This is a genomic window from Sporosarcina sp. PTS2304 (assembly GCF_003351785.1).
In the GTDB taxonomy this organism is placed as follows: Bacteria; Bacillota; Bacilli; order Bacillales_A; family Planococcaceae; genus Sporosarcina.
The window spans coordinates 2,528,337-2,551,071 of record NZ_CP031230.1 but is presented as its reverse complement, the minus strand read 5'-3'; the positions used below and the strand labels follow the sequence as shown (position 1 = coordinate 2,551,071).

The 22,735-nt window shown below is 42.4% G+C and carries 27 protein-coding genes and 1 other annotated feature; all 27 genes read left to right on the top strand.

Going from position 1 to position 22,735, the window contains the following annotated elements; genetic code table 11:
* Positions 1-97: 97 nt before the first annotated feature.
* The 27 genes from rplA (at position 98) to rplF (ending at position 22,733) form a co-directional block, all read left to right on the top strand.
* On the top strand, positions 98-796 hold the full coding sequence (gene rplA / locus DV702_RS12260; RefSeq protein WP_114925005.1) for a 50S ribosomal protein L1: 699 nt from the start codon (positions 98-100) through the stop codon (positions 794-796).
* Positions 797-839: 43 nt separating this feature from the next.
* Positions 840-980 (top strand) — a sequence feature (ribosomal protein L10 leader region).
* Between the two features lie 30 nt (positions 981-1,010).
* On the top strand, positions 1,011-1,511 hold the full coding sequence (rplJ, locus tag DV702_RS12255) for a 50S ribosomal protein L10 (protein ID WP_114925004.1): 501 nt from the start codon (positions 1,011-1,013) through the stop codon (positions 1,509-1,511).
* Positions 1,512-1,577: 66 nt separating this feature from the next.
* Complete coding sequence (rplL, locus tag DV702_RS12250) at positions 1,578-1,943, top strand: 50S ribosomal protein L7/L12 (RefSeq protein ID WP_114925003.1); 366 nt, start codon at positions 1,578-1,580, stop codon at positions 1,941-1,943.
* Between the two features lie 91 nt (positions 1,944-2,034).
* Positions 2,035-2,637, top strand: a complete 603-nt coding sequence (locus DV702_RS12245) for a class I SAM-dependent methyltransferase (protein WP_114925002.1) — start codon at positions 2,035-2,037, stop codon at positions 2,635-2,637.
* A gap of 220 nt (positions 2,638-2,857) precedes the next feature.
* Positions 2,858-6,403, top strand: a complete 3,546-nt coding sequence (gene rpoB / locus DV702_RS12240) for a DNA-directed RNA polymerase subunit beta (RefSeq protein ID WP_205407178.1) — start codon at positions 2,858-2,860, stop codon at positions 6,401-6,403.
* A gap of 179 nt (positions 6,404-6,582) precedes the next feature.
* Entirely contained in the window at positions 6,583-10,176 is a 3,594-nt protein-coding gene (gene rpoC / locus DV702_RS12235) for a DNA-directed RNA polymerase subunit beta' (RefSeq protein WP_114925000.1), read from the top strand.
* Positions 10,177-10,465: 289 nt separating this feature from the next.
* Positions 10,466-10,885 (top strand): 30S ribosomal protein S12, encoded by a 420-nt coding sequence (gene rpsL / locus DV702_RS12230; RefSeq protein WP_099687607.1) that lies wholly within the window; start codon positions 10,466-10,468, stop codon positions 10,883-10,885.
* 34 nt (positions 10,886-10,919) lie between these two features.
* Positions 10,920-11,390 (top strand): 30S ribosomal protein S7, encoded by a 471-nt coding sequence (gene rpsG, locus DV702_RS12225; RefSeq protein WP_114924999.1) that lies wholly within the window; start codon positions 10,920-10,922, stop codon positions 11,388-11,390.
* A gap of 48 nt (positions 11,391-11,438) precedes the next feature.
* Positions 11,439-13,517 carry an elongation factor G gene (gene fusA / locus DV702_RS12220; protein ID WP_114924998.1) on the top strand — a complete coding sequence of 693 codons (2,079 nt, stop codon included), beginning with the start codon at positions 11,439-11,441 and terminating at the stop codon, positions 13,515-13,517.
* A 118-nt stretch (positions 13,518-13,635) separates the two neighbouring features.
* A complete protein-coding gene (gene tuf / locus DV702_RS12215) occupies positions 13,636-14,823 on the top strand; it encodes an elongation factor Tu (RefSeq protein WP_114924997.1) in 1,188 nt (395 codons plus the stop codon).
* Between the two features lie 339 nt (positions 14,824-15,162).
* Positions 15,163-15,471 (top strand): 30S ribosomal protein S10, encoded by a 309-nt coding sequence (gene rpsJ / locus DV702_RS12210; protein ID WP_029053278.1) that lies wholly within the window; start codon positions 15,163-15,165, stop codon positions 15,469-15,471.
* 37 nt (positions 15,472-15,508) lie between these two features.
* Positions 15,509-16,138: a 50S ribosomal protein L3 gene (gene rplC / locus DV702_RS12205; protein ID WP_114924996.1), complete on the top strand. Its 630-nt coding sequence runs from the start codon at positions 15,509-15,511 to the stop codon at positions 16,136-16,138.
* Positions 16,139-16,163: 25 nt separating this feature from the next.
* A complete protein-coding gene (gene rplD / locus DV702_RS12200) occupies positions 16,164-16,787 on the top strand; it encodes a 50S ribosomal protein L4 (RefSeq protein ID WP_114924995.1) in 624 nt (207 codons plus the stop codon).
* On the top strand, positions 16,787-17,071 hold the full coding sequence (gene rplW, locus DV702_RS12195; protein WP_114924994.1) for a 50S ribosomal protein L23: 285 nt from the start codon (positions 16,787-16,789) through the stop codon (positions 17,069-17,071). The genes rplD and rplW overlap by 1 nt, the downstream gene beginning before the upstream one ends.
* Before the next feature lie 32 nt (positions 17,072-17,103).
* Positions 17,104-17,934 (top strand): 50S ribosomal protein L2, encoded by an 831-nt coding sequence (gene rplB / locus DV702_RS12190; RefSeq protein ID WP_114924993.1) that lies wholly within the window; start codon positions 17,104-17,106, stop codon positions 17,932-17,934.
* A gap of 60 nt (positions 17,935-17,994) precedes the next feature.
* A complete protein-coding gene (gene rpsS / locus DV702_RS12185) occupies positions 17,995-18,273 on the top strand; it encodes a 30S ribosomal protein S19 (protein WP_081243208.1) in 279 nt (92 codons plus the stop codon).
* Positions 18,274-18,293: 20 nt separating this feature from the next.
* Entirely contained in the window at positions 18,294-18,638 is a 345-nt protein-coding gene (gene rplV, locus DV702_RS12180) for a 50S ribosomal protein L22 (RefSeq protein WP_009499052.1), read from the top strand.
* Positions 18,639-18,641: 3 nt separating this feature from the next.
* Positions 18,642-19,298, top strand: coding sequence for a 30S ribosomal protein S3 (rpsC, locus tag DV702_RS12175; RefSeq protein WP_099687616.1), 657 nt, complete (start codon positions 18,642-18,644; stop codon positions 19,296-19,298).
* Positions 19,299-19,300: 2 nt separating this feature from the next.
* On the top strand, positions 19,301-19,735 hold the full coding sequence (gene rplP / locus DV702_RS12170; RefSeq protein WP_099687617.1) for a 50S ribosomal protein L16: 435 nt from the start codon (positions 19,301-19,303) through the stop codon (positions 19,733-19,735).
* Positions 19,725-19,925, top strand: coding sequence for a 50S ribosomal protein L29 (gene rpmC, locus DV702_RS12165; protein WP_009499049.1), 201 nt, complete (start codon positions 19,725-19,727; stop codon positions 19,923-19,925). The genes rplP and rpmC overlap by 11 nt, the downstream gene beginning before the upstream one ends.
* Positions 19,926-19,942: 17 nt before the next feature.
* Positions 19,943-20,206 carry a 30S ribosomal protein S17 gene (gene rpsQ / locus DV702_RS12160; protein WP_081243204.1) on the top strand — a complete coding sequence of 88 codons (264 nt, stop codon included), beginning with the start codon at positions 19,943-19,945 and terminating at the stop codon, positions 20,204-20,206.
* A gap of 39 nt (positions 20,207-20,245) precedes the next feature.
* A complete protein-coding gene (gene rplN / locus DV702_RS12155; RefSeq protein WP_114924992.1) occupies positions 20,246-20,614 on the top strand; it encodes a 50S ribosomal protein L14 in 369 nt (122 codons plus the stop codon).
* Positions 20,615-20,650: 36 nt separating this feature from the next.
* A complete protein-coding gene (gene rplX / locus DV702_RS12150; protein ID WP_009499046.1) occupies positions 20,651-20,962 on the top strand; it encodes a 50S ribosomal protein L24 in 312 nt (103 codons plus the stop codon).
* 26 nt (positions 20,963-20,988) lie between these two features.
* Positions 20,989-21,528: a 50S ribosomal protein L5 gene (rplE, locus tag DV702_RS12145; protein WP_114924991.1), complete on the top strand. Its 540-nt coding sequence runs from the start codon at positions 20,989-20,991 to the stop codon at positions 21,526-21,528.
* A gap of 20 nt (positions 21,529-21,548) precedes the next feature.
* Complete coding sequence (locus tag DV702_RS12140) at positions 21,549-21,734, top strand: type Z 30S ribosomal protein S14 (RefSeq protein WP_008298870.1); 186 nt, start codon at positions 21,549-21,551, stop codon at positions 21,732-21,734.
* 30 nt (positions 21,735-21,764) lie between these two features.
* Positions 21,765-22,163, top strand: coding sequence for a 30S ribosomal protein S8 (gene rpsH / locus DV702_RS12135; RefSeq protein WP_029053265.1), 399 nt, complete (start codon positions 21,765-21,767; stop codon positions 22,161-22,163).
* 30 nt (positions 22,164-22,193) lie between these two features.
* The gene (gene rplF / locus DV702_RS12130) at positions 22,194-22,733 is read left to right on the top strand and encodes a 50S ribosomal protein L6 (RefSeq protein ID WP_114924990.1); all 540 of its coding nucleotides are present in this window, start codon (positions 22,194-22,196) and stop codon (positions 22,731-22,733) included.
* The last annotated feature ends 2 nt before the right edge of the window (positions 22,734-22,735 follow it).

Genomic DNA, 22,735 nt, shown 5'->3' with positions numbered 1-22,735 from the left:
TGGTTTGAAGGTGGAGGCTGCGGTCGAGTTAGATGCGCAGCCTTCATTAAGTGGGAGGTTTAATCCGTTAAAACCACAAATGAGGAGGAAGAATCTGATGGCTAAAAGAGGTAAAAAGTTTGCAGAAGCGGTAAAGCTTGTTGATCGTACAGCTACGTACTCTGCAAAAGAAGCAATTGAACTTGCTAAAAAAACAAGCACGACAAACTTTGACGCAACAGTTGAAGTAGCTTTCCGTCTTGGTATTGATACACGTAAAAATGATCAGCAAATTCGTGGAGCGGTTGTACTTCCGAACGGTACTGGTAAAACTCAACGCGTATTAGTATTCGCTAAAGGTGAAAAGTTGAAAGAAGCTGAAGCTGCAGGAGCAGACTACGCTGGCGATGCAGAATACATTGCTAAAATCCAACAAGGCTGGTTCGATTTTGACGTAATCGTTGCTACACCTGACATGATGGGCGAAGTTGGTAAGATTGGTCGCGTATTAGGGCCAAAAGGTCTTATGCCTAACCCGAAAACAGGAACAGTGACATTTGATGTTACAAAAGCTGTTGAAGAAATCAAAGCAGGTAAAGTTGAATACCGTGCGGACAAAGCTGGAATTATCCACGCTCCTATCGGGAAAGCATCTTTCGATAACGAGAAGTTAGAAGAAAACTTCTTGACTATCTTTGAAACTATTCAAAAAGCTAAACCAGCTGCATCAAAAGGAACATTCATGAAATCAGTAAACGTTACAACTACAATGGGTCCTGCTATTAAGGTAGATCCGTCAAGTGTAACTATAAAATAAATATTGACAAGCAAAATGTGATCTGTTAAGATTACGCTTGTTATGATGATAACCATTTGTACCGAAGACAGCAGGTGTGGCTTGCCACTTAATGCTCCTGCCGAGGACAAGACGCTCTTTTTTTAAAAGATGACGACTTTTCTGCCCTCATGTCTACGACATTGAGGGCTTTTTATATCGGTATAAGTGACCCTAATTTTCAGGAGGTGTCAACATGAGCAAAATTTTAGAAGCTAAACAAGCAGTTGTATCAGAAATCGCTGACAAGTTGAAAGAATCAGTTTCTGTAGTTGTTGTGGATTACCGTGGTCTTACGGTTGCACAAGTTACAGAATTACGTAAACAACTTCGTGATGCGGGCGTTGAGTTCAAAGTTTATAAAAACTCTATGACTCGTCGTGCAGCTGAAGCGGCAGGATTAGAAGGTTTGAATGAGAACCTTACAGGTCCAAACGCTATTGCCTTCTCAACAGAAGACGTAGTAGCACCGGCGAAAATCTTGAATGATTTCGCTAAAAAGAATGAAAAGCTTGAAATTAAAGCGGGTGTGATTGAAGGAAACGTCGCATCAGCGGAAGATGTAAAAGCATTGGCTACTCTACCATCACGCGATGGTCTACTATCTATGCTACTCAGCGTACTTCAAGCACCAGTACGAAACTTTGCACTTGCTACAAAAGCAGTTGCGGAACAAAAAGAAGAACAAGGCGCATAATCTTGCATCTTAAACGAAATCAGCACATACGAGCTGGTTAATACAACTTTCCAGGAGGAACTTAAAATGACTAATGAACAAATCTTAGACGCAATCAAAGAAATGACAGTTCTTGAACTAAACGATCTAGTAAAAGCAATCGAAGAAGAATTTGGCGTAACAGCGGCAGCACCAGTTGCAGTAGCTGGCGGCGCGGGTGCTGGAGAAGCAGCTGAAGAGCAATCTGAATTCGACGTAATCCTTGCATCTGCAGGTGCTGAAAAGATTAAAGTAATCAAAGCTGTTCGTGAAATCACTGGCCTTGGCTTGAAAGAAGCTAAAGCTCTTGTAGACGAAGCTCCTAAAGCTGTTAAAGAAGGCGTAGCTAAAGAAGAAGCTGAAGAACTAAAAGCTAAACTTGAAGAAGTTGGCGCGTCTGTAGAAGTTAAGTAATTTCTACTTCCCTGAGAAAAGCCCGTCTATTTGACGGGCTTTTTTCTTCATATACAGTTATTTGTGGCTACCCTAAGCAGGAGGTATATATATGGGAGAACATTATTACTCGAAAAATCCTCAAGTTTCTAGTGCACCGAAGCAATGGAAAACGGAAATTCGTAATAAGGTCTTTGCGTTTACTACGGATGCTGGCGTGTTTAGTAAAAGTGGGCTGGATGAAGGATCAAAATTATTAGCCGAAACGTTTAAAGAACCTGCTGTTGGGGGAGACTTGTTAGAAATTGGTTGCGGTTATGGGCCGATTGCGTTGTCTGTCGCCTCTGATTTTCCTGACCGTACAGTTCATATGGTAGATGTTAATGAACGTGCGCTGTCTCTCTCTAAAATGAATGCTCAAAACAATCAACTTCAAAATGTTATGATTTATGAAAGTAATGGTGTTGAACAGGTGCAACAGTCGGAATTTGCAGCGATCTTAACAAATCCGCCCATTAGAGCAGGTAAGCAAACAGTGTTTTCTTTCTATAAAGGAGCATACGAAAAATTAGCTTCAGGTGGAGAGTTATGGGTAGTTATTCAAAAGAAACAAGGTGCGCCTTCTACTATTGCGTATTTGAAAGAGTTGTTTGGTAATGTAGAGACGGCCGCTAAGAGGAAAGGGTATTTTATTCTGGTGGCAAAAAAAGATTGACAGTATGCGAAGGTTGTAGTAGCATTATTAAATGCATAAATAATTATATTGCAGCTGTATGCCCTTTTGCGTGATTTATAAGAGAGAAAGGCATACTGATGTTTGGATAAAGATTGTGAAATCGAAAATGAGCTCTTGTCGGAACTCGTTTTCTTTTTGTTTTTTCGAAGTCACGGCTGAATTTCTGATTTTGCAAAAACTAATATTGTCTTAATGAGGGGTGAATGAGTTGACAGGTCATTTAGTTCAGTATGGTCAACATCGTCAGCGTAGAAGTTTCGCGCGAATCAACGAAGTGCTCGATCTGCCAAATTTGATTGAAATTCAAACGGCATCGTATGAGTGGTTCTTAGAAGAAGGGTTACGTGAAATGTTTAAGGATATTTCTCCTATCCAAGATTTCACCGGGAACCTATCCTTGGAATTTATCGATTACAAACTGGGTGAGCCAAAGTATCCAGTGGACGAATCAAAAGAGCGCGATGTGACATACGCAGCACCACTTCGTGTAAAAGTACGTCTTCATAACAAAGAAACAGGCGATGTAAAAGAACAAGAAGTTTTCATGGGAGATTTCCCGCTTATGACTGAAAACGGAACATTCGTAATTAATGGAGCGGAACGTGTTATCGTTTCTCAGCTCGTTCGTTCGCCAAGTGTCTATTACAACGATAAGACGGATAAAAACGGTAAACGTGGTTTTGGTGCTACTGTTATTCCGAACCGTGGTGCATGGCTTGAGTATGAAACAGATGCTAAAGATGTTGTACACGTCCGCATTGATAGAACACGTAAACTACCGATCACTGTGTTGCTGCGCGCATTAGGTTTCTCAACGGATCAAGAAATCATTGATCTGATTGGTGATAATGAGTATTTACGTAATTCACTAGAGAAAGATAATACGGAAACTTCGGAAAAGGCGATGCTTGAGATCTATGAGCGACTGCGTCCGGGTGAACCACCAACGCTGGATAGCGCAAGAAGCTTATTATACTCTCGTTTCTTCGATCCAAAGCGCTATGATTTGGCGAATGTTGGACGCTACAAAATGAATAAGAAGCTTCATCTGCAAAACCGCTTATTTAACCAAACGGCTGCAGAGACATTAGTGGATCCGGAGACTGGTGAAATTCTAGTGGAAAAAGATCAGTTGATCGATCGACGTACATTGGATAAATTATTACCATTCTTATCTAAGGGCATCAATACAGAGTCGATTGAACACGTTGGAGCTGTTTTAGAAGAACCAATGACAATTCAAACGTTGAAGATTTATGCACCGAAAAGTGAAGAGAAACAAGTACTCAATGTTATTTCAAATGCTGAAGTAGACGAGTCTGTTAAACATATTACCCCATCAGATATTGTAGCTTCCATCAGTTATTTCTTTAACCTATTACATGGTGTAGGAAATACAGATGATATTGACCACTTGGGTAATCGTCGTTTGCGTTCTGTAGGAGAATTGCTTCAGAACCAATTCCGTATCGGGCTTTCCCGTATGGAGCGAGTGGTAAAAGAAAGAATGTCCATCAATGATACACAATCGATCGTTCCTCAACAATTGATCAACATACGTCCGGTTATTGCATCTATTAAAGAGTTCTTCGGAAGTTCGCAACTTTCCCAGTTTATGGATCAAACTAACCCGCTTGCTGAATTGACGCACAAGCGCCGTCTATCTGCATTAGGGCCGGGTGGTTTGACACGTGAACGTGCAGGAATGGAAGTTCGTGACGTTCACTACTCTCACTATGGGCGTATGTGTCCGATTGAAACGCCAGAGGGACCAAACATTGGATTGATTAACTCGCTATCAACATTTGCGAAGGTGAATCGTTTTGGTTTCATTGAGACGCCTTATCGTAAGGTAGATCCTGAAACAGGTCGTGTAACGGCGCAAATTGATTATCTGACTGCAGATATTGAAGATAACTATGTAGTAGCACAAGCAAACGCACCACTTGAAGAAGATGGCGCATTTACAAATGAAGATGTTGTAGGTCGTTTCCAGGGTGATAACACTGTATTCCGCCGCGATCAAATCGACTATATGGATGTTTCACCTAAACAAGTTGTGTCTGCTGCAACTGCATGTATTCCATTCTTGGAAAACGATGACTCCAATCGTGCCTTAATGGGTGCGAACATGCAACGACAAGCAGTACCTTTGTTGAATCCTGAAGCACCGTTCGTCGGGACGGGTATGGAACATATTTCAGCGAGAGATTCTGGTGCGGCTGTTGTTTCTAAACACTACGGAATTGTAGAGCATGTAGAAGCGAAAGAAGTTCGTGTTCGACGCATTGAAGAAGTAGATGGTAAAGAGGTAAAGGGCGACCTAGCAATTTATCGTTTATCTAAATTCATCCGTTCCAACCAAGGAACTTGTTATAACCAACGTCCGATTGTCAGAGTGGGCGATCGTGTAAAACCGCTTGATATTCTTGCGGATGGCCCATCTATGGAACAAGGAGAACTTGCGCTTGGGCGTAATGTTCTAACTGCGTTTATGACGTGGGATGGTTACAACTATGAGGATGCTATCATCATGAGTGAACGTTTAGTAAAAGATGACGTATTTACATCTGTTCACATTGAAGAGTATGAGTCGGAAGCGCGGGATACGAAGCTTGGGCCTGAAGAGATCACTCGTGACATTCCGAACGTCGGAGAAGATGCTTTACGCAACTTAGATGACCGAGGAATTATACGTATAGGTGCAGAAGTTCGCGACGGTGACATTCTAGTCGGTAAAGTCACACCAAAGGGCGTTACGGAGTTAACTGCTGAAGAGCGTCTATTGCATGCGATCTTCGGTGAGAAAGCACGAGAAGTCCGTGATACGTCACTACGTGTACCGCACGGCGCAGGTGGAATTGTCTTAGACGTTAAAGTGTTCAACCGTGAAGATGGCGATGAGCTGTCCCCGGGAGTTAACCAATTGGTTCGTGTATACATCGTACAGAAACGTAAAATTTCTGTGGGAGATAAAATGGCCGGGCGTCACGGTAACAAAGGGGTAATTTCCCGGATCTTGCCTGAGTCTGAAATGCCGTATCTACCAGATGGTACACCGATTGACGTCATGTTAAACCCACTTGGTGTTCCGTCGCGTATGAATATCGGGCAAGTTCTTGAGATGCACCTAGGTATGGCTGCACGCAGTTTAGGTATCCACACAGCTTCTCCTGTATTTGATGGAGCAAACGAGGAAGATGTTTGGTCTACAATGGAAGAAGCGGGTATGAACCGAGACGGTAAAACTATGCTGTATGATGGTCGTTCAGGTGAACCGTTCGATAACCGCGTATCCGTAGGTGTCATGTACTTGATTAAACTTGCGCACATGGTAGACGATAAGTTGCACGCACGCTCTACTGGACCATATTCTTTAGTCACGCAACAGCCACTGGGAGGTAAAGCGCAGTTCGGTGGACAGCGTTTCGGTGAGATGGAAGTATGGGCACTAGAAGCATATGGGGCGGCTTATACACTACAAGAAATTTTGACAGTCAAATCAGATGATGTGGTAGGGCGTGTGAAAACATACGAAGCTATCGTGAAAGGTGACAGTGTTCCACAACCAGGCGTACCAGAATCATTCAAAGTACTAATCAAAGAACTACAGAGTCTAGGATTAGACGTCAAAATGCTGACGGAAGACTTTGAAGAAATCGAACTACGTGATCTGGATGACGAAGAAGATTTACAACCTACTGACGCATTGAATTTGATGAAAGAAGATCAACCAATCAGCTAAAACTGCAAGATTGATCTGAAACTAACACAAATAAATGAACTACAACCAAATAGAAGAGGGCTTCGAGCACCCTCTTCTATTCTGTTCAGTTGAACAAGTACGTTTGACTGAATGTGATATTAAAAGTAAAGTTGCCTGACAAGCCATTGTGGCGATTAGACTAAAGGGAGGTAGGCTCCTTGATAGATGTTAATAATTTTGAGTATATGAAAATTGGCCTAGCTTCACCAGACAAGATTCGTTCTTGGTCCTATGGAGAAGTGAAGAAACCTGAAACTATAAACTACCGTACATTGAAACCGGAGAAGGACGGATTGTTCTGTGAAAGAATTTTCGGACCGACAAAGGACTGGGAATGTCACTGTGGGAAGTATAAACGGGTTCGTTATAAAGGCGTCGTCTGTGATCGCTGTGGCGTAGAAGTAACACGTCAAAAAGTGCGTCGTGAACGAATGGGGCATATTGAACTTGCAGCGCCAGTTACGCACATATGGTATTTCAAAGGAATTCCGAGCCGTATGGGATTAATTTTGGATATGACACCGCGTGCATTGGAAGAAATTATTTATTTCGCATCTTACGTAGTGGTTGAGCCGGCAGATACGCCGCTTGAACGAAAACAATTGCTTTCTGAAAAGGAATATAGACTGTATCGTGAAAAGTACGGTTCGAAATTCCAAGCGGCTATGGGAGCAGAGGCTATTGAGCAACTTTTACGCGCGATCGACCTAGATAAAGAGACAGACTCATTAAAAGAAGAATTGAAAACAGTTCAAGGTCAACGCCGTACACGTGCAATTAGACGTTTGGAAGTTGTGGAATCATTCAGAAACTCTGGTAATCGTCCGGAGTGGATGGTGTTGGAAGTTCTTCCGGTCATTCCGCCTGAACTGCGTCCGATGGTACAGTTGGATGGTGGACGTTTCGCTACTTCTGACTTAAATGATTTGTATCGTCGGGTCATTAACCGGAATAACCGTCTAAAGAGACTTTTAGATTTAGGGGCACCTGGTATTATCGTACAAAACGAGAAGCGTATGTTACAAGAAGCAGTAGATGCACTTGTAGATAATGGTCGTCGTGGAAGACCTGTAACGGGTCCTGGTAATCGTCCGTTGAAATCACTTTCTCATATGTTAAAAGGAAAGCAAGGACGTTTCCGTCAGAACTTATTAGGAAAACGTGTAGATTATTCTGGTCGTTCAGTAATCGTAGTAGGTCCGAATCTTAAAATGTATCAGTGTGGTCTGCCGAAAGAGATGGCTATCGAGTTATTCAAGCCGTTTGTTATGAAAGAATTGGTAGAACGTAATTTAGCACATAACATTAAAAGTGCGAAACGTAAAATTGAACGTTTGCATTCTGAAGTTTGGGATGTACTAGAAGACGTGATCAAGGAGCATCCGGTACTGCTTAACCGAGCACCGACACTTCACCGTCTAGGAATCCAGGCGTTTGAACCTATGCTTGTAGAAGGTCGCGCAATCACATTGCACCCACTTGTTTGTACAGCTTATAACGCTGACTTTGACGGTGACCAAATGGCGGTTCACGTACCACTTTCTGCTGAAGCGCAAGCAGAGGCACGTTTATTGATGCTCGCAGCACAAAACATTTTGAATCCGAAAGACGGTAAACCAGTTGTAACTCCTTCACAGGATATGGTTCTCGGAAATTATTATTTAACTGTAGAGCGTAAAGACGCAGCAGGAGAAGGTTCAGTGTTCAGTGACCCGAATGAGGCGTTAATTGCTTATCAAACCGGTCATGTTCACTTGCACTCTCGTATTGCGATTCAAGCAGGTAGTATTAATAATCCGACGTTTACAGAAGAACAGAACAGACAACTATTACTTACTACAGTAGGTAAAGTGATCTTCAATGAAATATTGCCAGAATCGTTCCCGTACATTAACGAACCGACACTAAATAACTTACAGGTTGAAACACCTGCCAAGTACTTTGTTGACGGAACAGTAAATGTTAAAGAACATTTAAAAGAAGCAGAGTTGATCACACCGTTTAAAAAGACGATCCTTGGAGAAATCATTGCGGAAATCTTCAAACGTTTCCATATTACTGAAACATCGAAAATGTTGGATCGCATGAAAAATCTAGGATTTAAATATTCGACACGCGCAGGTATCACAATTGGGATTTCTGACATTGTAGTTTTGCCGAACAAAGCAGATATTCTTAATGAGGCTCAGGAAAAAGTGGATAAGGTTACTCAGCAATTCCGACGTGGTTTAATTACTGAAGAAGAACGCTATGACCGTGTTATTTCTTACTGGAGTACGGCAAAAGATGTCATCCAGAACAAATTGATGGACTCACTAGATAATGAAAACCCTATTTATATGATGAGTGACTCCGGAGCACGTGGTAACGCATCTAACTTTACACAACTCGCAGGTATGCGGGGACTGATGGCCAACCCGGCTGGGCGAATCATCGAACTTCCGATTAAATCTTCATTCCGTGAAGGTCTAACGGTACTCGAATACTTTATCTCTACACACGGTGCGCGTAAGGGTCTAGCCGATACGGCACTGAAAACAGCTGACTCAGGATACTTAACACGTCGCCTCGTAGACGTAGCACAAGATGTTATCGTACGCGAAGACGATTGTGGAACGGATCGTGGTCTAGAAATTGCCGCTCTGACAGAAGGCAATGAAATGATTGAATCATTGCAAGAGCGTATTGAAGGTCGGCATACGAAGAAGACGATTAAACACCCTGAAACAGGCGAACTAATTCTTGAAAAGAATGGTTTGATCACTGCGGATGTAGCGAATGCTATTATTGCGGCAGGTTTCGAAAAAGTAACAATTCGTTCTGCTTTCACTTGTAATACAAAGCACGGTGTATGTAAAAAATGTTACGGTATCAACTTAGCCACAGGAGAAGCGGTAGAAGTAGGGGAAGCGGTAGGAATTATCGCAGCTCAATCTATTGGTGAGCCTGGTACGCAACTTACCATGCGTACATTCCACACAGGTGGAGTTGCGGGAGATGATATTACACAGGGTCTTCCACGTATTCAAGAAATTTTCGAGTCCCGTAATCCGAAAGGGCAGGCGGTAATTTCTGAAATCTCAGGAACAGTCGTTGACATCGACGAAATCCGGGAAGGTCAAAAAGAAATTACAATTGAAGGAGAAGTAGAGACACGCAAGTATTTGGCTCCGTACAATGGTCGCTTGAAAGTTGAAGAAGGCGATGTAATTGAGCGCGGACAGACACTAACGGAAGGTTCTATTGACCCGAAAGAATTGATCATCGTTAAAGATGTGGCTACTGTACAAGAATATCTCTTAAAAGAAGTGCAAAAAGTATATCGTATGCAAGGTGTTGAGATCGGGGATAAGCACGTTGAAGTAATGGTTCGCCAAATGCTTCGTAAAGTGCGTGTGATCGAAGCGGGAGATACAGAACTCCTTCCTGGTTCATTGCTTGATATCCACCAATTCTCTGAAGCGAATAATAAAGTGTTGTTAGCAGGGAAAGCGCCGGCAACTTCACGTCCAGTGATTCTCGGTATTACGAAAGCATCTCTTGAGACAGAATCATTCTTATCAGCAGCATCCTTCCAAGAAACGACAAGAGTACTTACAGATGCAGCGATCAAAGGTAAAACTGATGAATTGCTTGGTTTGAAGGAAAATGTCATTATTGGTAAGTTAGTGCCTGCAGGTACAGGAATGCAAAGGTACCGTCAGATTAAAATGCAGCACGAGCAAGAAGAAGAAACCATTACAGTAGATTAAAAATAAACGGGACATCGTTCCCGTTTATTTAATTAAAACCGTTGACAAGAGTTTCTATAGGTGATAATATACAAAAGGTTGATAGTTGTTGGCCGATACTTTTATTTCAATTCCGTTGAATAAGTGATTGGCGAGAAGCAATCATCATTATAAAATAACAGTAAACAAAGATCTCTGGAATTACTGACACCCGTTTTTGTGTGTGCACGCACAAGAACTTTGTTTTTACCCAAAAATGAACCACCTGGGTGTGTGGTATTACAAAAAGTTTGGAAGGAGGAACAACCTGATGCCTACAATTAACCAATTAGTCCGTAAGCCTCGTAAATCTAAGTCGGAGAATTCTAAATCACCGGCTCTAGGAAAAAGCTATAACAGCTTTAAAAAGTCAATGACAAACGTGAACTCACCACAAAAAAGAGGTGTTTGTACACGTGTTGGTACTATGACTCCTAAAAAACCGAACTCGGCGCTTCGTAAGTATGCTCGTGTTCGTTTAACAAATACATTGGAAGTTAACGCTTATATCCCAGGTGAAGGCCATAACTTGCAAGAGCACAGTGTGGTACTAATTCGCGGAGGACGCGTAAAAGACTTACCGGGTGTTCGTTACCATATCGTACGTGGAGCACTTGATACAGCTGGAGTTACTGGCCGTATGCAAAGCCGTTCACAATATGGAGCTAAAAAGCCCAAAGTTAAGAAGTAATATAAACTAATGATATCGAAAGGAGGAACTAATTATGCCTCGTAAAGGTCCAGTTGCAAAACGCGATGTACTACCTGATCCGATTTATAATTCCAAGCTAGTAAGCCGCCTTATCAATAAAATGATGGTAGACGGTAAGAAAGGTACTTCACAAAAGATTCTTTATGGAGCGTTCGAAATTGTTAAAGAACGTTCTGGACAAGAGCCGATTGAAGTATTCGAAGCAGCTTTAAATAATGTAATGCCAGTTCTTGAAGTGCGTGCTCGCCGAGTAGGTGGAGCGAACTATCAAGTACCAGTTGAAGTTCGCCCGGAGCGTCGTACAACTTTAGGTCTTCGTTACCTTGTTAACTACTCACGTACACGTGGGGAGAAGACAATGGAAGAACGCCTAGCAAACGAAATTCTTGACGCATCAAACAACACAGGTGCTTCTGTTAAACGCCGTGAAGAAATGCACAAGATGGCGGAAGCTAACAGAGCATTCGCTCACTATCGTTGGTAACACCGGATAAACTATAGCAGTAATCCGAAAACGGAAGGAGATTACAAAATGGGTAGAGAGTTCTCCTTAGAGAATACTCGTAACATTGGTATCATGGCTCACATTGACGCTGGTAAAACAACGACAACAGAGCGGATTCTTTTTTACACAGGTAAAATCCACAAAATTGGTGAAACGCACGAAGGTGCTTCACAAATGGACTGGATGGAGCAAGAGCAAGAACGTGGAATCACGATCACTTCAGCTGCAACGACTGCAGCATGGAAAGGTCACCGCGTAAACATTATCGATACTCCAGGACACGTAGACTTCACTGTTGAAGTTGAACGTTCTTTGCGCGTACTAGATGGAGCGGTTACTGTACTAGATGCACAATCTGGTGTAGAACCACAAACGGAAACAGTTTGGCGTCAAGCGACAAACTATAAAGTTCCACGTCTAGTATTCGTTAATAAAATGGATAAAACTGGTGCGGACTTCCTTTACTCTGTAGGCACACTGCGTGAACGTCTGCAAGCAAATGCTCATCCAATCCAATTGCCAATCGGTGCGGAAGATAGCTTCTCTGGAATTATCGACTTAATCGAAATGAAAGCTACTTTGTATCCTAATGATCTAGGTACAGATGTTACAGTTGAGGATATCCCGGCTGAACATTTGGAACTTGCGAATGAATATCGTGAAAAGCTAATTGAAGCGATTGTTGATTTCGACGAAGATCTAATGGAAAAGTATCTTGGTGGCGAAGAACTTTCAATTGAAGAAATCAAAACAGCAATTCGTAAAGCAACACTAGCGGTTGAATTCTACCCTGTAGTTTGCGGAACTGCTTTCAAAAACAAAGGAGTACAATTAGTGTTGGACGCAGTCGTAGACTACCTACCATCACCACTTGATATTCCTCCAATGGTTGGTGTGAATCCTGACACTGAGCAAGAAGAAGAACGTCATTCTAGCGATGAAGAGCCATTCTCGGCACTTGCATTTAAAGTAATGACGGATCCTTATGTAGGGAAACTTACATTCTTCCGTATCTATTCAGGTGTTCTACAAGCCGGATCTTATGTTGTAAACTCTACTAAAGGTAAGCGTGAGCGTGTGGGTCGTATCCTACAAATGCATGCTAACAGCCGTGAAGAGATTTCTGAAGTACACGCGGGTGAAATTGCTGCTGCTGTAGGTTTGAAAGATACAACAACAGGTGACACACTATGTGATGAGAAAGCATTGATCATCCTTGAGTCAATGGAATTCCCTGAACCTGTTATCTCTGTAGCTATTGAGCCGAAAACAAAAGCAGACCAAGATAAAATGGGTCAAGCTCTTGGTAAGTTACAAGAAGAAGATCCAACATTCCGTGCACATACAGATCAAGAAACAGGCGAAGTAATCATCGCAGGTATGGGTGAACTTCACTTGGACATCATTGTTGACCGTCTACGACGTGAATTCAAGGTTGACGCTAATGTGGGTGCACCACAAGTTTCTTACCGTGAAACATTCCGTCAAACAGCTGAAGTCGAAGGGAAATTTGTTCGTCAGTCAGGTGGACGTGGACAGTTTGGTCACGTATGGATCGAATTTGGTCCAAACGAAGAAGGAAAAGGTTTCGAATTCTTGAACAATATTGTTGGTGGTTCTGTTCCACGTGAATACATCCCAGCAGTTGAAGCAGGTCTTCGTGATTCATTAGATAACGGTCCTTTAGCTGGATATCCATTAATCGATGTAAAAGCACGTCTATACGACGGTTCTTACCACGATGTGGACTCTAACGAAATGGCGTTTAAAGTTGCTGCATCTATGGCTTTGAAAAATGCTGCATCTAAATGTTCACCAGTACTTCTTGAACCAACAATGAGAGTAGAAGTTATCATTCCGGAAGAATACATGGGCGATATCATGGGTGATATTACATCACGCCGTGGCCGTGTAGAAGGTATGGAAGCTCGTGGAAATGCACAAGTAGTTCGCGCAATGGTGCCACTTGCTGAAATGTTCGGTTATGCAACAGCTCTACGTTCAAACACACAAGGCCGCGGAGTATTCTCTATGGTGTTCGATCACTATGAAGAAGTTCCAAAGTCAGTTGCTGAAGATGTAATCAAGAAAAACAAAGGTGAATAATACAGTTCATCCTTGTTTCCTGTAATGAATACTTGTAAGATATGGGTAGTCGGAGGTACGCTTTCGACTACTATACTATAAAAACTATACTTTTTTAAATTAAGGGAGGATCTCTAAAATGGGTAAAGAAAAATTCGACCGCTCCAAGGAGCACGCAAACGTAGGAACAATTGGTCACGTTGACCATGGTAAAACAACTTTGACTGCTGCAATCGCAACAGTTCTATCTAAAGCAATGGGTGGAGAAGCGAAATCATACGCTGACGTTGATAACGCACCTGAAGAAAAAGAGCGTGGAATCACAATCAGTACTTCTCACGTAGAATATGAAACTGAAAAGCGTCACTATGCACACGTTGACTGCCCAGGTCACGCTGACTATGTTAAAAACATGATCACTGGTGCTGCACAAATGGACGGCGGAATCTTAGTAGTATCTGCTGCTGACGGCCCAATGCCACAAACACGTGAGCACATTCTTCTTTCACGTCAAGTAGGTGTTCCTTACCTAGTTGTATTCATGAATAAATGTGACATGGTAGACGATGAAGAACTACTTGAATTAGTAGAAATGGAAATCCGTGAACTTCTTTCTGAATATGAGTTCCCTGGCGATGACATTCCTGTTATCCGTGGATCTGCACTTAAAGCTCTTGAAGGAGAGCCAGAGTGGGAAGAAAAAATCATCGAATTGATGCAAGCTGTTGATGACTACATCCCAACACCAGCTCGTGATACTGAAAAGCCATTCATGATGCCAATTGAGGACGTATTCTCAATCACTGGTCGTGGTACAGTAGCAACTGGACGTGTTGAGCGTGGAGTTGTTAAAGTCGGAGATGTTGTTGACATCATTGGTCTTTCTGAAGAGCCAAAATCTACTACTGTAACTGGAGTAGAAATGTTCCGTAAACTTCTTGACTATGCAGAAGCAGGTGACAACATCGGTGCACTTCTTCGTGGTGTAAGCCGTGAAGACATCGAGCGTGGACAAGTTCTTGCTAAGCCAGGAACAATCACTCCACACACACAGTTCAAATCTGAAGTTTATGTTCTATCAAAAGAAGAGGGTGGACGTCACACTCCATTCTTCTCAAACTACCGTCCTCAGTTCTACTTCCGTACAACTGACGTAACTGGTATCATTCAACTTCCTGAAGGCGTAGAAATGGTTATGCCTGGAGATAACGTTGAAATGACAGTTGAACTAATCGCTCCAATCGCGATTGAAGAAGGTACTAAATTCTCAATCCGTGAAGGTGGACGTACAGTAGGCGCTGGCGTTGTAGCAACAATCACAAAATAATCTATTTTGAAATCCCGTCCTCGTGACGGGATTTTTTTATGTGGAAATAGTAGAGTTGGTTATATGTGATGATAATTAAAAAAATAAAAAGAGTTAGCTTCACAAAATACGTGCATCTTTTAATGAAACCTGTTAAGATAATAAATGGGTTAAAAAACATAAACTAATTTCTTTAAAAGGCTTGCGTAAACTTTAGAAGTTATGTATAATGTTGAATGTTGGTCTTTGACTGCGATGAAGCGAGAGGTTGCCGATACACCCGGCCGCTTTGCCATGGCGCGTGTATGGGAAATTTTCGTGGAGAATTGTCTAGAAAATAGGCGAAAGGGAGGGAAAGTAATGGCAAAACAAAAGATTCGTATCCGATTGAAAGCTTACGATCACAGAATGATCGATCAGTCAGCTGAAAAGATTGTTGAAACGGCTAAACGTTCTGGTGCTAGTGTTTCAGGTCCAATTCCGTTGCCAACTGAAAGATCAGTATATACGGTATTGCGTTCAGTTCACGTTTACAAAGATTCTCGTGAGCAATTCGAAATGCGTACACATAAACGTTTGATCGATATCGTGAATCCAACACCACAAACTGTGGATGCTTTAATGAAGCTTGATTTACCATCAGGCGTCGACATCGAAATTAAACTATAAAAATAAAAAACAAACAATATTACAGGAGGTGTGACTAATGACCAAAGGAATCTTAGGAAGAAAAGTCGGTATGACGCAAGTATTTGCTGAAAACGGCGATCTAATCCCAGTTACAGTGATTGAAGCTACTCCAAACGTAGTTCTTCAAAAGAAGACAATCGAAACGGACGGCTACGAATCAATCCAACTTGGATTTGATGACAAACGTGAAAAGCTTTCAAACAAACCTGAACAAGGGCATGTTGCAAAAGCTAACACGGCACCTAAGCGCTTCATTCGCGAAGTTCGCGGAGCTGACGTTAGTGCATACGAAGTTGGTCAGGAAGTCAAAGTTGATACATTCGCAGCAGGCGATGTAGTCGATATTACAGGAGTTTCAAAAGGTAAAGGATTCCAAGGTGTTATTAAGCGTCACGGTTTTTCACGTGGACCTATGACACACGGATCTCGTTTCCACCGCGCGCCGGGTTCACTAGGAGCTGTTGATGGACAACGTGTATTCAAAGGGAAGAAACTACCGGGACGTACTGGTGGCAAAACGGTAACGATCCAAAACGTAGAAATCGTACGAGTTGACGAAGAACGCAACTTGTTACTAGTAAAAGGTAACGTTCCTGGAGCTCGCAAATCACTAGTTCAAGTGAAAAGCGCTATTAAAGGGAACTGAGTAAAACAGGAAGGAGGAAATAGGAATGCCTAAAGTATCTGTAGTAAGTCAAACAGGTTCTGCAGTCGGCGATATCGAGTTAAACGAAGCCATCTTCGGAATCGAGCCGAACGAAGCAGTATTATTCGAAGCAATTGTACAACAGCAAGCTTCTTTACGCCAAGGTAACCATAAGGTTAAATCACGTGCGGAAGTAGCAGGCGGCGGTCGTAAACCATGGCGTCAAAAAGGCACAGGTCGTGCTCGTCAAGGTTCAATCAGATCACCACAATGGCGTGGAGGCGGAATCGTATTCGGTCCTACACCACGTAGCTATAGCTATAAAATGCCTAAGAAAGTTCGTCGTTTAGCACTTCTTTCTGCACTTTCTACGAAAGTTCGCGCGGAAGAGTTAATCGTTCTAGACAACTTAGCATTTGACGCACCACAAACAAAAGGCTTTGTTAAAGTGCTTGAAGATCTTTCAATCACAAAGAAAGCATTATTTGTTACAGCTGACCTAGAAGAAACAGTAGCATTGTCTGCTCGTAATATTCCTGGAGTTAGTGTTGTTACAGCGAATGGTATCAATGTTCTTGACCTAGTCGGACATGATCAACTCGTTATGACAAAAGCAGCAGTAGAAAAAGTCGAGGAGGTGCTTGGTTAATGGAAGCACGTGATATTTTGAAGCGTCCGGTCATTACCGAGCGTACTTCTGTTCAAATGGAATTCAGAAAATACACATTCGAAGTTGATACACGCGCGAATAAAACGCACGTTAAACAAGCGATTGAAGAGATCTTCGGTGTGGAAGTAGAAAAAGTAAACGTTCAGAACTATAAAGGCAAGTTCAAGCGTATGGGAAAACATGCTGGTTATACAAACAAGCGTCGTAAAGCGATTGTTACATTAACAGCTGATTCCAAAGATATCGAACTTTTTGAAATGTAATTAACGAAACATAAATGAAGGAGGGAATACAAATGGCGATCAAGAAGTACAAAGCTACCTCCAACGGACGTCGTAACATGACTTCTTCTGACTTTGCTGAGATTACTACAGACAAACCAGAAAAATCATTGCTTGAACCAGTCAAGCGTAAAGGCGGCCGTAATAACCAAGGTAGAATGACAGTTCGTCACCAAGGTGGAGGACATAAGCGCCAATACCGCGTCATCGACTTCCAACGTCGGAAAGATGGCATACCAGGACGCGTTGCTACGATCGAATACGATCCAAACCGTTCTGCAAACATCGCATTAATCAACTATGCTGATGGAGAAAAGAAATATATCCTTGCTCCAAAAGGATTGCAAGTAGGTTCTACAATTATGTCAGGACCTGAAGCGGATATCCGTGTAGGGAACGCTCTACCATTAGAGAATATTCCTATGGGCTCTACAATTCACAATATTGAAATGAAACCAGGTAAGGGTGGACAATTAGTCCGTTCTGCAGGAACTTCAGCTCAATTGCTTGGTCGTGAAGGTAAATACGTAATCATTCGTCTACAATCAGGTGAAGTTCGTATGATCCTTTCAACTTGCCGTGCTACAATCGGTCAAGTCGGTAACGAACAACATGAATTGATCAACATTGGTAAAGCAGGTCGTTCACGTTGGTTAGGCAAGCGCCCAGCTGTTCGTGGATCTGTAATGAACCCTAACGATCACCCACACGGTGGTGGTGAAGGACGTACGCCAATCGGCCGTCCAAGTCCTGTTACTCCATGGGGTAAACCAACTCTTGGATTCAAGACTCGTACTAAGAACAATAAATCAGATAAACTTATCGTTCGCCGTCGTAAAAAATAATGTGATTGCACTGCGGTTCATTAGATGGACCGTAGTACAAACTCGGAAGGAGGTTCCAGAATGGGCCGCAGCTTGAAAAAAGGACCTTTTGCAGATGACCACTTATTGAAAAAGGTTGACGCACAAAAAGATTCAGAAAAGAAACAGGTAATTAAAACATGGTCACGCCGTTCAACAATCTTCCCGACATTTATCGGATTGACAATTGCAGTATATGATGGACGTAAACATGTTCCTGTTTATGTAACGGAAGATATGGTAGGTCACAAACTAGGTGAATTCGTACCTACGCGCACATACAAAGGCCATGGTGCCGACGATAAGAAAACAAAACGCTAATTGAGAGGAGGTTTATCCTGATGCAACAAGCTAAAGCATCTGTACGCACAGTCCGCATTGCTCCTCGCAAAGTCCGTTTGGTCGTTGATTTAATTCGGGGCAAGAAAATCGGTGAAGCTGTCGCGATTCTACGACTTACGCCTAAAGCGGCATCTCCAGTTGTAGAGAAACTTTTGAAATCAGCGATCGCAAACGCTGAGCATAACTATGAAATGAACACTGAAGATCTAATCGTCAGCGAAGTATTCGTAGACGAAGGACCAACAATGAAACGTTTCCGTCCACGTGCACAAGGTCGTGCAAGTGCGATCAATAAACGTACAAGCCACATTACATTAGTGGTATCTGAAAAGAAGGAGGGGTAATTAGTGGGCCAAAAAGTACATCCTAATGGACTGCGTGTCGGTGTCATCCGTGACTGGGACTCGAAATGGTACGCGGAAAAAGATTATGCGTCCTTACTACACGAAGATTTAAAGATTCGTGAATACATTGAAAAGCGTCTTGTAGATGCATCACTTTCTAAAGTAGAAATTGAGCGTGCTGCTAAGCGTGTTAATATTACAATCCACACTGCAAAGCCAGGAATGGTTATCGGTAAAGGTGGTTCCGAAGTTGAAACACTTCGTAAAAACCTTAACGAAATCACAGGCAAGCGTGTACACATCAATATCGTAGAAGTAAAACGTGCTGATTTGGATGCGAGACTAGTCGCTGAATCAATCGCTCGTCAACTAGAAAGCCGTGTTTCTTTCCGTCGTGCACAGAAACAAGCGATTCAACGTACAATTCGCTCTGGCGCAAAAGGAATCAAAACACAAGTGTCTGGACGTCTAGGCGGTGCTGATATCGCTCGTGCGGAACACTATAGTGAAGGAACTGTCCCTCTTCATACATTACGTGCAGATATAGATTATGCACATGCTGAAGCTGATACTACTTATGGTAAGCTTGGCGTTAAAGTATGGATTTATCGTGGTGAAGTCCTTCCAGTCAAGAAGAACTCTGCGGAAGGAGGCAAATAATTATGTTAATGCCTAAACGTGTTAAACATCGTCGTGTATTCCGTGGGAAAATGCGCGGTCAAACAAAAGGTGGCGCAACTGTGCAATTTGGGGAGTTTGGTCTTCAAGCTCTTGAATCAGGTTGGATCACCAACCGCCAGATTGAATCTGCTCGTATTGCGATGACTCGTTATATGAAGCGTGGCGGTAAAGTGTGGATCAATATTTTCCCGCATAAACCATATACAAAGAAGCCTCTTGAAGTCCGGATGGGTTCCGGTAAAGGTGCTGTAGAAGGCTGGGTAGCAGTTGTGAAGCCTGGTCGAGTAATGTTCGAAATTGCAGGTGTTTCAGAAGAAGTAGCTCGTGAGGCATTAAGACTCGCATCGCACAAACTTCCTGTAACAAGCAAGTTTGTAAAACGTGAAGAAATTGGTGGTGAGTCTAATGAAAGCTAAAGAAATTCGTGACTTAACAACTGCAGAGATCGAGCAAAAAGTGAAATCACTTAAAGAAGAGCTTTTCAACCTTCGCTTCCAGTTAGCGACAGGTCAATTAGAAAACACTGCACGCATCCGTGAAGTACGCAAATCGATTGCGCGCATGAAAACTGTAATACGTCAAAGAGAAATCAGTGCAAATAACTGATGAAGGAGGTTGCAGCCATGACTGAGCGTAACCAGCGCAAAGTATACACAGGCCGTGTCGTTTCCGACAAAATGGATAAAACCGTTACGGTAATGGTAGAAACATACAAAAAACACTCTTTATACGGTAAACGTGTAAAGTATTCTAAAAAATTCAAGGCCCATGATGAGCTGAACGAAGCGAAAATTGGCGATGTTGTTCGTATTATGGAAACTCGTCCATTGTCGGCAACAAAGCGTTTCCGTCTTCTAGAAGTCGTCGAAAAAGCGGTCATCATCTAATAGGTTTTTAACTCAGATTTTCGGAAGGAGGTAACCTCGATGATTCAACAGGAAAGTCGAATGAAAGTTGCTGACAACTCTGGTGCACGTGAAGTACTAACTATTAAAGTACTTGGTGGTACAGGTCGTAAAGTAGCTAATATCGGAGACATCGTTGTTTGTACGGTTAAGAAAGCAACACCAGGTGGAGTTGTTAAGAAGGGTGACGTTGTTAAGGCGGTCATCGTTCGTACGAAAAGTGGAGTTCGTCGTAAAGACGGTTCTTACATTACATTTGATGAAAATGCTTGCGTTATTATCCGTGATGATAAAGGACCACGTGGAACACGTATTTTCGGACCAGTTGCTCGCGAACTTCGTGACAACAACTTCATGAAAATCATTTCACTTGCTCCAGAAGTTCTTTAATTCTAATGACAGAGCCAGTCAAGGAGGTGCGATAGAATGCACGTTAAAAAAGGCGACAAAGTTATGGTGATCTCTGGGAAAGACAAAGGTAAAACAGGTGTGATCCTGACTGCTTATCCAAAAAAAGACCGTGTGTTGGTTGAAGGTATTAATATCGTCAAAAAACATACGAAACCGAACCAAGAGAATCCTCAAGGCGGAATTGTAAGCCAAGAAGCTGCTATTCATGTCTCAAACGTGATGGTCATCGATCCTAAATCAGGCGAGCCGACTCGTGTGGGTTATAAAGTGGAAGACGGTAAAAAAGTACGTATTGCAAAAAAATCCGGTGAAGCACTGGATAAGTAAGTAAGGCATGAAAGGAGGTCCGACTGATGAGTCGATTGAAAGAGAAATTTACTAACGAAATTACTCCTGCTCTAATGAGCAAGTTTGAATATACATCTGTTATGCAGGTGCCTAAAGTAGATAAGATCGTTATCAACATGGGTGTTGGTGATGCAGTTCAAAACACAAAAGCACTAGATGCGGCTGTTGAAGATCTAGCAACTATCTCAGGTCAAAAGCCAGTCATAACAAAAGCAAAAAAATCTATCGCTGGTTTCCGTTTGCGTGAAGGTATGCCGATCGGAGCTAAAGTAACGCTTCGTGGGGAGCGCATGTACGAGTTTCTTGATAAATTAGTTACTATCTCATTACCACGTGTACGTGACTTCCGTGGCGTTTCTAAAAAAGCGTTCGATGGTCGTGGGAACTACACACTTGGTGTGAAAGAACAACTTATTTTCCCTGAAATTGACTACGATAAAGTATCAAAAGTACGTGGGATGGACATCGTCATTGTGACGACTGCAAACACTGATGAAGAAGCACGCGAATTGCTTACACAGTGTGGCATGCCGTTCCAAAAGTAAAATAATAGGGAGGCGAAAACGTGGCTAAGAAATCAATGATCGCTAAACAGAAACGTACGCCAAAGTACAAAGTACAAGAATATACTCGCTGCGAACGCTGTGGTCGTCCACATTCAGTATATCGCAAATTTAAACTTTGCCGTATTTGTTTCCGCGAACTTGCATACAAGGGACAACTTCCTGGCGTTAAAAAAGCCAGCTGGTAAACCCCTAATTAGGGAAGGAGGTTAATTCAAATGACAATGAGTGATCCGATTGCAGATATGCTTACACGCATCCGTAATGCGAACATGGTTCGCCACGAGAAGCTTGAGGTACCTGCTTCAAACGTAAAGAAAGAAATCGCTGAAATCTTAAAACGAGAAGGTTTCGTTCGCGATGTGGAATACGTGGAAGATAACAAACAAGGCATCATCCGCATTTTCCTTAAATACGGTCAAGATAACGAACGCGTCATCAATGGCTTAAAACGTATTTCTAAACCTGGACTTCGTGTGTACGCAAAATCAAACGAAGTACCTAAAGTATTAAATGGTCTAGGTGTTGCACTAGTTTCTACATCAAATGGTGTATTAACTGACAAAGAGGCCCGCGCTAAACAAGTCGGCGGAGAAGTCGTCGCTTACGTTTGGTAATCAGCTACAAATGAATGGAGGTGCAATTGAATGTCCCGTATTGGTAATCGTCAGATCGATGTTCCTGAAAACGTTACTGTAACAATTTCAGATGAGAACTTCGCAACTGTTAAAGGACCGAAAGGCGAACTTTCGCGTCAATTAGATAAAGAGATCACGATCAATCAAGAAGGTAATGTCATCACTTTGACTCGTCCTTCTGAATCCAAAGCTCACCGTTCAATCCACGGTACTACACGTTCTGTGCTTAACAACATGGTAGTTGGAGTATCTACAGGATTCGAGCGCACACTTGAACTAGTTGGGGTTGGATACCGTGCATCAATGCAAGGAAAGAAACTTGTATTGAACGTAGGGTACTCACATCCTGTCGAATTCACACCAGAAGAAGGTGTAGAAGTTGAAGTACCAGCGAACACTAAAATTATTGTTCGTGGTTACAACAAAGAACACGTAGGTGCTCTTGCTTCTAACATCCGTCAAGTACGTCCACCAGAGCCGTATAAAGGCAAAGGTATTCGTTATGAAGGCGAAATCGTTCGTCGTAAAGAAGGTAAAACAGGTAAATAATA